General features: G+C 62.4%; 10 protein-coding genes. 6 read left to right on the forward strand and 4 right to left on the reverse strand.

Annotation, left to right across the window (positions count from 1 at the left end):
• Position 1: 1 nt before the first annotated feature.
• Positions 2-1,984 (reverse strand): TIGR03960 family B12-binding radical SAM protein, encoded by a 1,983-nt coding sequence (locus ACIA8L_RS41450; protein WP_395913326.1) that lies wholly within the window; start codon positions 1,982-1,984, stop codon positions 2-4.
• Positions 1,985-2,186: 202 nt separating this feature from the next.
• A complete protein-coding gene (locus ACIA8L_RS41455) occupies positions 2,187-3,557 on the reverse strand; it encodes a hypothetical protein (RefSeq protein WP_395913328.1) in 1,371 nt (456 codons plus the stop codon).
• A gap of 469 nt (positions 3,558-4,026) precedes the next feature.
• Between ACIA8L_RS41455 and ACIA8L_RS41460 the strand changes: the two genes are divergently transcribed.
• From ACIA8L_RS41460 to ACIA8L_RS41470, 3 genes are all read left to right on the forward strand, one after another.
• Entirely contained in the window at positions 4,027-5,241 is a 1,215-nt protein-coding gene (locus ACIA8L_RS41460; RefSeq protein WP_395913329.1) for a pentapeptide repeat-containing protein, read from the forward strand.
• 104 nt (positions 5,242-5,345) lie between these two features.
• A complete protein-coding gene (locus tag ACIA8L_RS41465) occupies positions 5,346-6,116 on the forward strand; it encodes an ABC transporter substrate-binding protein (protein WP_395913331.1) in 771 nt (256 codons plus the stop codon).
• 1,242 nt (positions 6,117-7,358) lie between these two features.
• Positions 7,359-7,907, forward strand: coding sequence for a Uma2 family endonuclease (locus ACIA8L_RS41470; RefSeq protein ID WP_395913333.1), 549 nt, complete (start codon positions 7,359-7,361; stop codon positions 7,905-7,907).
• A gap of 35 nt (positions 7,908-7,942) precedes the next feature.
• On the opposite strand, the gene ACIA8L_RS41475 is transcribed toward ACIA8L_RS41470, so the two are convergent.
• Entirely contained in the window at positions 7,943-8,149 is a 207-nt protein-coding gene (locus ACIA8L_RS41475; RefSeq protein ID WP_395913335.1) for a hypothetical protein, read from the reverse strand.
• A 490-nt stretch (positions 8,150-8,639) separates the two neighbouring features.
• Here ACIA8L_RS41475 and ACIA8L_RS41480 point away from each other — a divergent pair, with 490 nt between their 5' ends.
• The gene (locus ACIA8L_RS41480) at positions 8,640-9,674 is read left to right on the forward strand and encodes a pectinesterase family protein (protein ID WP_395913336.1); all 1,035 of its coding nucleotides are present in this window, start codon (positions 8,640-8,642) and stop codon (positions 9,672-9,674) included.
• A 35-nt stretch (positions 9,675-9,709) separates the two neighbouring features.
• Here ACIA8L_RS41480 and ACIA8L_RS41485 read toward each other — a convergent pair whose 3' ends face one another.
• Complete coding sequence (locus ACIA8L_RS41485) at positions 9,710-10,171, reverse strand: MarR family winged helix-turn-helix transcriptional regulator (protein ID WP_395913338.1); 462 nt, start codon at positions 10,169-10,171, stop codon at positions 9,710-9,712.
• A gap of 85 nt (positions 10,172-10,256) precedes the next feature.
• On the opposite strand from ACIA8L_RS41485, the gene ACIA8L_RS41490 reads away from it, so the two are divergent.
• Together ACIA8L_RS41490 and ACIA8L_RS41495 are read left to right on the forward strand one after the other, a co-directional pair.
• Positions 10,257-10,646, forward strand: a complete 390-nt coding sequence (locus tag ACIA8L_RS41490; RefSeq protein WP_395913340.1) for a hypothetical protein — start codon at positions 10,257-10,259, stop codon at positions 10,644-10,646.
• 66 nt (positions 10,647-10,712) lie between these two features.
• Complete coding sequence (locus ACIA8L_RS41495) at positions 10,713-11,435, forward strand: alpha/beta fold hydrolase (RefSeq protein WP_395913342.1); 723 nt, start codon at positions 10,713-10,715, stop codon at positions 11,433-11,435.
• The last annotated feature ends 619 nt before the right edge of the window (positions 11,436-12,054 follow it).

Raw genomic sequence — 12,054 nt, forward strand, 5'->3', positions numbered from 1 at the left:
GCTAGGAGGAGGGCTTCTCGCGTTCCGATGAGTCACCGTCCTTTGGCCGATGCCGCATGCCACCGGTCGGGGTGATCGGCAGCAGTTTTCGTCCGGTCGGACCGATCTGAATTGTTGTGTCCATGCTCGGGCAAACGCCACAGTCGAAGCACGGCGTCCAGCGGCAATCGTCCTGCTCATGCTCGGCAAGCGAGTCTCGCCAGTCCTCCCAAAGCCAGTCTTTGTCCAGGCCGGAATCCAAGTGGTCCCACGGAAGCACTTCGTTCTGCTCACGCTCGCGGATGGTGTACCAATCTAGATCTACACCGTTCGCTGGAAGGACTTCGCTCGCGGCTTGCGTCCACCGATCGAACGAGAAGTGCTCGGACCAGCCGTCCAGCCGTCCACCGAGTTCCCAGACTCGGCGGATAACTGCGCCGACGCGACGATCTCCCCGCGAGAGTAGCCCCTCAATCAATGAGGGTGCGCCGTCGTGGTACCGGTACCCGATCGAACGGCCGACCGAACGGTCCGCGTTTATGGCCTGTTTGAGCAGCTTCAAACGACGGTCTATCGTCGTCGGCGTACACATTGGTGCCCACTGGAACGGCGTATGTGGCTTGGGAACGAATCCCCCGATGGACACCGTGCATCGGATATCTTTGCTTCCCGCAGCCTCACGGCCCGCCTTAATCACTTCATAAGCGAGCCTGGCAATTTGGATTACATCCTCGTCGGTCTCCGTGGGAAGACCGCACATGAAATACAGCTTTACCTGCCGCCACCCGTGCGAGTACGCGGTAACGACTGTACGGATCAGATCCTCCTCGGTCACCATCTTGTTGATGACCTTTCGCATACGCTCAGATCCGCCTTCTGGCGCGAACGTCAGACCTGTGCGCCTGCCATTGCGTGACAACTCTTCGGCCAACGTGACATTGAACGCGTCAACCCGAGTCGACGGCAATGATAGTGAAACATTCTTACCGTCGTACCGTTCGGCAAGTCCGGAACAGATGTCCTTGATCTCCGAGTGGTCGGCGCTGGACAACGACAATAGCCCAACCTCGCTGAAGCCTGAGTATTCCAGGCCTTCTGCTACCATACGGCCGACGGTGGTAATATTTCGTTCACGGACGGGACGGGTGATCATGCCGGCCTGACAGAACCGGCAACCACGGGTGCAGCCTCGAAAGATTTCTACGGCATATCGTTCGTGCACGGTCTCGGCTAGCGGAACCAAGGGCCTTTTCGGGTAAGGCCAAGCGTCAAGGTCCATTGTGGTGCGTTTGTGGACGCGGAACGGCACGCCGTTACGGTTCGGAACTACTCGTCGTATCCGCCCGTCAGAGAGGTAGTCAACGTCATAGAACCGGGGCACATAAACTGACTCCGTAAGCGCTAACCGGTACAGCAGCTCGGCCCGGCCCCCCGGTCTACCTTCTGCCTTCCAGGCCTTCACGATCTCGGTAATTTCTAGAATGGCTTCTTCGCCGTCACCCAAAACGGCGGCGTCGACGAATTCGGCAATTGGCTCTGGATTAAATGCGGCATGACCTCCAGCGATCACGATCGGATCTTCGTCAGTCCGCTGACTCGAGGACAACGGAATTCCGCCGAGGTCGAGTGCAGTCAGCAGGTTCGTGTATCCAAGCTCAGTTGCAAACGAGACGCCGAATAGGTCGAAGTCACGCACCGGCCGGTGCGCATCGACCGTGAACTGCGGTATCCCACGCTCTCGCATTAGCTTCTCGAGGTCTGGCCACACTGTGTAGGTACGCTCAGCAAGTACGTCCGGGAGCTCGTTAAGAATCTCGTACAGAATTTGGACACCTTGATTGGGAAGTCCCACTTCATACGTATCTGGATACATCAGCACCCACCGCACCGCGGCGCCATTCCAGTCTTTGACAACGGCACCCAACTCGCCGCCGATATATTGGATTGGCTTGCTGACCAGTGGGAGCACGTGTTCCAGATCTGAGTACACCGAGTTACCGCTCATAGGGTGCAACGATACGCCTGCTGGCGTGAGACGCGGGCGAAGAATCGTCCACCGATTCCCCCTGTGGCGCCGACGCTTCCAGATCGTTCGGTCACAACGTCTAGAGCTGATGTAACGGTGGTCGAGGTGGTCGTTACATTCCTAAGCGCGTCACTCAACCACGCCAGTGCTCGGCTGGCGCCGACAACACGAATAGGCAGACTCATGGTGCGCCTGTAGCAAACTGGTTCAAGTCGTGGATAACCGCGGCTAGCCGACCAGGTCCGGCGGCGTAATCCAGCGCAGCGCCGATAGAGCCATCCCGCAGCCCTTGGTAGCCGATGACACTCAGGCTGGCCTCGGCCGTTCCCATCCAGAGTGCGCCCTCCTCAGTGCCGGCGAACCAGCAAGATCCACCACCGAACCCGCCCCATTTGGTATCGAAATTGAACGACTGGATCTCCGTCGGGTCGATGATCAGATTAGTACTGTCGACCAATGAGATCTTCCAGTTGGACATGTTGACCGAGAAGTACCAAAGGTTGTCGTCGGCAGCACCCACCGAGCAATTGGCGACGAGAAGTTTGTTGCCTTGAGCTGACACACAGTTGATACCGCGCTGGGCCGCCGAGTTGAAGACCGTCTGGGATCGGATCGAGCCGGTCGGCACGTGTACAAGCGACACGTATCCGTCATCGGAGCCGCACACTACCGTGGCATTAGGCCCTTTCGGAACCAGTGGGCACATTCCATACATTACATGCGAACCCCACGGGTTCACTGGATGAGGATTCTGAAGGTTGACTGTATTGCGAAGCCTGAGGGTTCGTCTTGTCGGGTTGAACGACCACTGTGAAATGTACCCAGAGGTATGCCCCACGACGAGCGTCGACGAGTCACCTACTGGGAACCATGTTCCGCTCGTAGCAACGCCGAGAGCGGAGTCGTAATGGACCGAGGCGCAAACGCGAAGATCTGACCATCGTCCGCTAGTCGACCCCCAAAGCAGGAAAGATTCTTCGTTGTTGGAAGTCACGACGCTCATATTGGGCATCGGGGTCAGCATCTGCACGCCCTGCGCGGCAGGGGTATTGACCGCTGCTGTGATCACGGGGCCAGCGAAGGGGGCCGTCTCAAACGAGAAGATGCTCATCGTGCCGTCCCACCGACCGACCGCAAAATGATCTACATCTAGCCACCGAACCACCTGGGCGAGGTTATATGTGGTGCCCAACTGGGTGATTGGCAGGGACGCCAGGCGAGTCGTCTCGAGTGCCAACGCCTGCCGCGACCGGAGGACCGGCGGAATTGGCTGGTCGGTGCCGAGCGGCACCGCATTCAGCCGTGTGGACAGATCCGCCGACGTAGGCGTCGCACCTGCAGTTCCGGGCAACAAGGTGGCCGCTCCTGTTGCGGCGGCTCCCAACAGGAGCGCACGTCGATCAATTCGGCCTGACGTTGCAGTCATGTCGGCGACGGTACGACCGTCAATTTTTACGGTCAAGGCCAACCGGTTGTTTTCACTGCCATCGCACGGTCTTACCACCTCTTCGGAGGATGGTTTCCGGATCTTGATGCTCAGTCGGGTGTGCAATCACGATCTTGTGGTCGTCGAGCAGCGACCTCCTGGTCGATGATCCTCGTCCGTAACGTTGCCCTGGCACGGCCGCAGACGAGACGTGCCTGCCTGAAGTGTGATGCGGTTAAGCGCCGACATCGCTGTCGAGGGCGTGAAGATGATGTTTGATGCCCGCCTTCTTGACCTGGCCGCACCTCAGCCCTCCGATATCGCGATGTCAGGCTCCGAAACCCGCCTCCCGCTCGACGTTCGGCGGCATCGTCGCGTTGAACGCCCATGCCGCCTACGCGCGTCTGGCTCCGATCGCCAATGGCTCTGACTGAGGTACCCGCGGCGCGCAACCGCTCAACGGCGGAACAAACCCCGCCGATGATCATAGGAGGGTTTCCCTCAGATGCTACGTGAATCTATTTCGCACGCCGCCGCGCAGGTTTGCTGGTTGACAGGAGGTGGTGCAATCAATCCCGGCTAGCTCAGTCGACGGGTGTTGACCGAGCTTGATACTTTTACGGCGAAGACTCGGGCGGTAGATCAATTGACAAAACGCCGGACGCGGCCGGTACACCAGCGTAAACGTGCTGCGCAGAAGAAGCTGTCAGGCTTGATCTCACACGATCGTCCTATCACCTCTTCAGTGGATGGACATGCCGCCCCCCATGCGCCGCAGCCGCCTACGTTTACCGAATCGGCATCCAAGCATGGACTTACAGAGCCCAAGCCCGAATCGGCGGCATGGGACCGGTATGTGGCATTTGCTCAGATAGTTGCGAGTTTTGCAACGATTATTGCGCTCGTCGCCGCAGCGGCAAGTGCATTTGCTGCATTCCAAGCTGTCGACAGCACCAGAGAACAAACCGACACTACGCGACGCGGGCAACTTACCGATCGATTCACGGCTGCAGTTGACCAACTGGGATCCGATCGCCAGGAAGTTCGACTCGGGGGAATTTACGCCCTCGAGCAGGTTGCCAAAGAGGATCCAAGTTATCAACCGGTGGTCATCGGCATCCTCAGCGCGTTCGTCAGGTTGCATGGCATCCCGTCCACCAGTGCGGCGCCAGCCGGCAATGTGGCCCAAGATCACGCAGACGCTTACGCTGCATTCACGGTTATCGCGCGGCGCAATCCTGATATCGCTAATAAGGATATTGTAGATCTTTCCCATGCCTCCCTCGTCGGCGTTAACCTGTCCAAGGTGAATCACAATGCCTACCTCCAGTCCGCCTTGATGAGCGGAGTGGATCTTAGCGACGCAAATTTGGATCGGGCATACATGGCCGGCGCCACACTCGATCATGCTGTCCTGTCTCGTGTACGGATGATTGGTAATCTATCCTCGATCAATCTCGAGGGCTCTATCCTGGTTGATGCGAGTCTCCCGGGTGCACGGATTCAAGACGGGGATCTACGCGGGGCAAACCTGACGCGCGCGAAACTCAACGGCGCATACCTTGCTCATGCGTCCATGATCGACGCGATTCTTATCGGCGCCGACCTTGGTGGCGCGGATCTCCGCGCTGCGTTCCTTGACGGCGCCGACTTTACAAATGCGCAGATGGCGAAGGCGGACCTGCGTGGCACAGATTTAAGGCTCGTCCTGAATCTTGATATTGATCAGTTAAATGAATCTCGCGTTGACGAAACGACCACTCTGCCGCCCGCGTTCTCCTGGTCCGGCACGAAAGTTGAACAAAAATGAAAGCCTGAGAGGACTGGTCGTAAGTGAGACGTCTTTGCCTGCCACTGCTCGCCACACTGGCGCTACTTATGCCGGCGTTCCTAGCCGGGTGTTCGAAGCATGAATTGCGCATCATCTCGTTGTCGCCAAGCGCCACCGAGATCCTCTTCGCACTCCATGTCGGCAATAAGGTCGTCGCGGTTGACGATAAGTCGAACTATCCTTCCGCAGCACCTCATACCGAACTCTCCGGCTTTCAGCCGAACTCAGAGGCAATCGCGAGGTATGAGCCTGATCTTGTAATTTTGACTAATGACGTTGAGGATGCAAAGGGTGGCAGGGTTGTTCACAACCTGCAGCAGAAGGACGTTCGGGTTAGCTTGGAGCCAGCCCCGGCGACCCTTGACGAACTCTATTTGCAGATAGCTGATATCGGCAAGACCGTCGATGCGGTGCCCGCGGCTGACGCCTTGATCAACGAGATAAAACAGGCGTTGTCCGAAACGGTTAAGAAGACTCCTTCGAAAGCCAAGGGGAAACGCATCTACCACGAACTCGACCCCAGTCGATACTCGGCTACCTCGGCAACGTTTGTGGGATCGATCTACGCCCTTTTCGGTCTCCGAAATATTGCAGATCCGTTCGACCAAGACAGGAGTGGGTATCCACGACTGGACGACAATGCAATCATTAAGGCTAATCCGGACTTCATCTTTTTGGCCGACACCAAGTGCTGCGTCCAGAACGCGACCGCCGTCGCGAGCCGGAAAAACTGGAGCAAAATTAACGCCGTTAAGAACAAGGCGGTAATCGAGCTTGACGATGACATCGCATCACGCTGGGGCCCACGCGTCGTCGACCTCGCTCGAGCAATCTCGGCGGCCATTGCAAGGTAGGGAAAGTTTATTTTGACATCATACAGACGCTCAAGGAGTACAATTCGATCCTGCAATATAATCGGCAAATTTGCAGGCTTTTGACAGATAGATGCGCATAGTCAGGTCGGCGTCCTCGCTTGCCGCATGCGCCAAACCCGTAGATCCTCACTCGCCAAGTAATCGCGAGGGCAGGCTCCGACCTGCAAGCTGGCTCGAACTATCTGCCACCGCCGGCACCACTCAAACGATCATCGCTGCGATCACGAGCGCGACGGCAATATGCGTGATCATGACCGGCTGCGACGTCGCGTACGGCTACAGGACGCCTACCGGACCGACGTGGGCCACAGCCGTCGGTTTCTCGACGCCGCCGCCGGTGGATCCAGCGGCTTCCGCGTGGTCCCGCTTGACGTTCCGGTGCTCATCGCTGGCGCTTTCGGACATCCCGCGCTCCCTCGGTCCCCCCGGCGGTCGTCATGGAATCGCTTTCCACCCCTCGGGTTCATGAAAAGACGGCATCTTCAAGTTGGGCTCTGACCCATGAGTTGGTCCCGGCTCGAATTTGCGCTAGGCACCGCCATCTCTGCAATTGTTCCGGTCCGCGCTGCGAGCGGCTCCAAGACTGGTGGGATTCCTCGCGGTCGTGGCGCTCACCGCGCTTTCATAAACACCGGTGGACCTACGTGGCGGCGGTGGGTCCGGCCCGGCGACGTGGCGGACTCGTATCCCGACCGAGAGCGGATGACCGCTGAACATAGCTCAGCAGCAGACGCGAAGCCGACCTGGACGTCCCTCCGTGGACAGCGGCGTGCCATTAGCGTGCCATTACGCCGGGCTACCGGAGGCTGCTCCAGGCCGCTAGTTTCCGTCTCCACCTGGAGGCTCACGTATCCGGGACGCCAGACCTGTCCAGTTCCCAAGCTGACAGTGAGGGTTCGATTCCCTTCACCCGCTCGGACCTAGGGGCCCTCTGTTCGCGGAAAGCGCGAACCGGGGGTCCTCGCATCTCTCCTGGGGCCCGAGCCCCAGACCCCACGATCGGTGGTCGCCCTCCGCGGATCCGCACGGACGATCTCCGGCTGACGCGACGCCTATCGGCAGCCAGTCGAAGCTGACAGTGGTGTGGCTATGCCGCGCCCTGCGCGCTTGTACCGGTACGCGACTTTACGGAAGGTCAGTGCTTGCGTGCCGTGCGTGCACTGTCGCACCGAACTACAGCTTGCCGCTGTAGCCTCGATTGCACGACGAAGAGGAGTCGGGATGAGTGCCGCGACCGTGGGTGCTGAGATGCCGAGCCAGGTCACGTTGGATGACCTGGCCGCGATGGCTGCTGCCGACGAAAACCACCGCTATGAGCTCAGCCCCGAGGGAGTGTTGTCCGTCATGCCACCAGCGGACCCCGATCACGCACTGCTCGTGACACGGATCTTCGCTTGGTTCTTGACCAACGGCTACGGTCCCGAGCAGGTGGTCGTGGATTGTGGCGTCGACGTGGGCGGCGGACGTGTACCGGACCTGTCCGTCTGGGCCGAGGGGAGGCCGCCGCGGCGGGCGCGCTCGAGTTACGCAGGCGTCGATGGCCTACTCCTGGCCGTCGAGGTCGTCTCCAAGGGTTCCGAGGTTGCCGACCGCGTGGTGAAGCGCACCGAGTATGCGAAGGTCGGCATTCCGCACTATTGGATCGTGGAGCGGGACGCCGGCAACTCTGTGCATCGTCTGACGCTGGATGCCGATTCGGGCGAGTACGTGGCATCAGGCCGGCCGCAGCCTCTTGCCTGGCTATTGTCCACGGTTCCGAATGTGCGTTGAGGCGAGGGCAGCCGGGCCATTAACGGGCCATTAGCTCAGGCCACGAGCTGCCGCTCCGGGCCATCCAGGTCAGGGCTGAAGGCCCGTGGACCCACTGCTTCAACGCCAACCTGTCGAGTTTCCAAGCTATCGTCCTCGGTCAGCTCTCGGTGCCAGTCGGCGAAGCGTGCCCGCATAGCTTTGAGGTGCTCGGTGTCGGCACCGTAGAAGGCGAAGCGCCTATCGGGGTAGCGCTCCAGCATGGCGATCAGGGCGGCGAGGATGCGGCGGTCGAATTCGGCGCCGGATTCCGCGGCGAGTTCGCACAGGCGTTGGTGGGTGTAGCGGCCCGGGCCACTAGCGCAGGATGTGTGCGGCCGCTCTGGCCATCCAGATCAGATCCGGAGCGCCGAATTCCGGCGCCGCATCGCCAACTTTGTCCAGTTCCCAAGCTGACTGTGAGGGTCTCGGTTCCATTCGCCCGCTATCCTCCTGCGGAGTCAGAGGGCTCGCGGTGGCCAAGCCAGCCAGAGACGCTGCTGGATGGCGCGCAGCGTGGTCTGGGTCAGTCGTCGGCGTTGGATCTTCGAGCTGATATTGGCGCGCGCTGGGGTTGGTGGGGGGCTGCGGAAGTTTCATTGGGGTGGCGTGGGTGTTGGTGGCGAGTGGGGAAAGCGCTTGCCTCGGGGCGTGGGGGCTGGGAGGGTCGGGAGTGAATTGACCTGGCTGGATGTTTGCCCCCTGGGAGGACGGATGCGTTCGGGAAAGAGTTTGTTGGTTTTGGTTGTTGCGGCTGGGGCTGTCGGGGCTGGTGGGGCGCCCGCGTTTGGGGCCACCACGGTCACCGTTGCGGCTGATGGGTCCGGGAATTATCGGACTGTGCAGGCTGCTATCGATGCGGCGCCCGCCAACAGTAGTAGCGCGTACACGGTGAACATCAAGGCCGGGACCTACCGGGGGACGGTCAGCATTCCGGCGAACAAGCCCTACATCAGTCTTGTCGGGACTGGTTCTGCGCCCTCGGCGGTGGTGATCGTTGAGGGGCATGCTTCTGGGCTTACCAAGAGCGATGGGAGCACTTACGGTACGGCCGGGAGTGCCACCGTCACCATCGCGGCGGCCAACACCATGGTTTCGAACCTGACCATGTCCAACGATTTCAATGAGGCGGCCTACAACCTCAGTGCTGAGCAGGCCGTGGCGGTCAACACCTACGGCGACCGAGTGCAGTTCAGTAACGTGCGGATTCTTGGGAACCAGGACACGCTGCTCGTCAACACGTCGGGAACTGCGGTGCGGCGGTTGTACGTTCGCAACTCGTACGTTGAAGGGGACGTCGACTTCATCTTCGGGGCTGGGACCATGGTGTTTCAGAATGGTGAGGTGCGGTCGTTGACGCGAGGGTCGTCGTCGAACAACGGGTACATCACGGCCGCTGCCACGAATATCAACAACAAGTTCGGTTATCTGTTCTGGGGTACGCACCTCACCAGCAACGCGCCGGCGAAGACGGTCTACCTGGGGCGGCCCTGGCATCCGGGCGGCGACGTGAATGCGATCGCGCAGGTGCTGTACCGCGGCGTCGTTATGGACGCTCACATCCGCGATGATCCCTGGACGGACATGTCCGGGTTTTCATGGCGCAACGCGCGATTCACGGAATACAGCAGCACCGGGGCCGGCGCCGTTGTGAACAGCAACCGGCCGCAGATGAGTGCTTCGACCGCCGCTCAGTACACCCCGACCGCCTACCTGGCCGGATCCGACGGCTGGAACCCGATCCACTGAACGCGAGAATCGCCGCCCGGTCCGGATTCGAAGCATCAGGAGAAGCGGATCCGGACCGGGCTGGCGGTCGCGGACCTCGGGGCGAATGCGAACGCCGACAACGCGCCCTTCACCACCGAGAGCGTCTCGTCGCCCACGAGCTCGACCCAGGAACGTTCGGCGGCGGCGCCCGCGGCGCGCATCCGGGCCACCGCGTCGGCCCCGGCCGGGGTGAGGGTCAGGCGGCGGCTGCGGGCGTCGACCGCATTCGGCTCGCGGTCCAGCAGGCCCTCCGCGGCGAGGGTCGCGCAGATCTTGCTGATGGCCTGCGTCGTCATGCCCAGGCGGTCGGCCAGCTGGGTGACCGTGTCGAGGCCGTCGCCGATGAAGAGGACCGCCAGCGACTGGGACGGGGTCAGGTGGGCGTAGCCGGCGCCCGCCAGTTCGCCCAAAATCTCGCGGACTATGCGCTCGCACGCGGCGGCGAGGAGTACGCCCAGGTCCGGCTCAGCGGTCATGCCAAAACCTTACTCAATCCTTGACTGTGTAACTCAGTTACGTATCTAATGATGGTAACCGAGTTACCTAACTGAGGAGCGGGTCATGGGAATCGACGTCGACGGGCTGCGCGGGGACGGCAAAGGACTGGTGCTCTACTTCGTGCGGGCCGCGAACTGTCCGGTGTGCCTGCGCCACGTCAAGAGCCTGGCCGGGCTGGGGCTGGCGGCGCGCGGGGTGGCCGCCGCGGTCGTGGTGCCGGGCGGGCCGGCCGAGGTGGAGCGGGTGCGGCGGGTCGCGGGCGGGCTGGCCGTCGTGTCGTCCGACGGCGTCGCCGCGCACCGGGCCGCGGGGCTGGGGCGGACACTGGTCATGCAGCACAGCGGGACGCTGCTGTTCGACGCGGCCGGGCAGGAGTCCTACCGGCTCGCGACGACGATGCCCCACGGCAGCTTCGACCCCGCCGCGCTCGGGGCCGCCATCGACAAACTCTGAGCCATGCGCAAGTCAGTCCATTGACGTCGTGCCGGGCGGTTCGAGTGCTGCGCCAGAATGGTTCGAGTGATCGTCCTTCTGCACGGCTTTCCGCAGGACCGCCAAACCTGGGATGGCGTCGCGGTGGAGCTGGAGGCGGCCGGGCACGAGGTGTTCAGGCCCGAGCTTCGGGGGTACGGCGAGAGCAGCTCACGGCGCCGCCGGGCCTACACCCTCGACGCCCTGGCCGCCGACGTGATGGCGCAGCTGGACCGGGCGGGCATCGGTCGGTTTGACCTGGTCGGCCACGATTTGGGAGCGCTGCTCGGCTTCCACCTGGCCGGCCTGCACCCCGACCGGGTCCGGACGCTCACCGCGTTCTCCGTCCCACACCGCGGCGCCTGGTCCCGCCCCGGCCTGCGGCAGCTGCTCCACTCGGCCTACATCGGCCTGTTTCAACTGCCGCTGCTGCCGGAGCTCCTCCTGACGCCAAGGCTCCTCGAGCGCCACCTGCGGCGCAGCGGCCTGGACCCGGACAGCGCCCGCCGTTACGCCAGAGCCAAAAATCGAAGGGCGCTGCATTGGTACCGCGCCTTCCCCCTCCAACGCCGCCAGTCCCCCCGAATCAGCATGCCCACCCTGTACGTCTGGAGCGACAAGGACGAGTTCGTCACCGAGCGCCTCGCCCGCCGCTGCGGAGCGTGGGTCGACGGGGAGTACACCTTCCGGATCCTGCCCGGCGTCAACCACTGGATCCCCGAACTGCACCCCCGCCTCGCCGCCGAGCTCATCCTCAACCGCTGCCGCTGACCGCCCGGACGACAGCCACCCGCCTCGCGACCCCTGCCCGCCGGAAAGTGGCGTGGCGCGCCGTTTCAGCCGTTCACCGACGCCGGTCCGCTTGGGGTCGCCCGGTGGCGGCTGCGGTGTGATGGCCGATCGTCGATGGCAGGGGCAGCCGTCGCGACGGCCGCGGCGAGGATCGGAACGACCTCCGGAAGTGGCGGGCCCCGGGCGTCGCTCCAGCCGGTCAGTGCCCGGAACCCGCCGGCCCACTCGGGGGCGCGAGTGGTGGCTGCGGTGTGACGGCTGGTCGTTGGCGGCGGGGCGGCCGTTGCGACGGTCGGGCGAGGACGGAACGACCCGTCGGAAGTGGCGGGGCGTGCCGTTCCAGCCGTTCACGTCGCTGGTCAGCTTGGGGTTGCCGGGTGGCGGTCGCGGCGTGACGGCTGGTCGTTGACGGTGGGGCAGCCGTCGCGACGGTCCGCGCGGTGGCAGCGCAGTGCCCAATGTCGCGATGGTCCGCGCGGTGGGCGCGCACTGGCGTAATGATCCGGTGCGGTGCGGTGCGGTGCGGTGCGGTGCGGTGCGGTGCGGTGCGGTGCGGTGCGGTGCGGTGCGGTGCGGTGCGGTGCGGTGCGGTGCGGTG

Source organism: Dactylosporangium sp. NPDC051541 (assembly GCF_044454505.1).
GTDB lineage: Bacteria > Actinomycetota > Actinomycetes > Mycobacteriales > Micromonosporaceae > Dactylosporangium.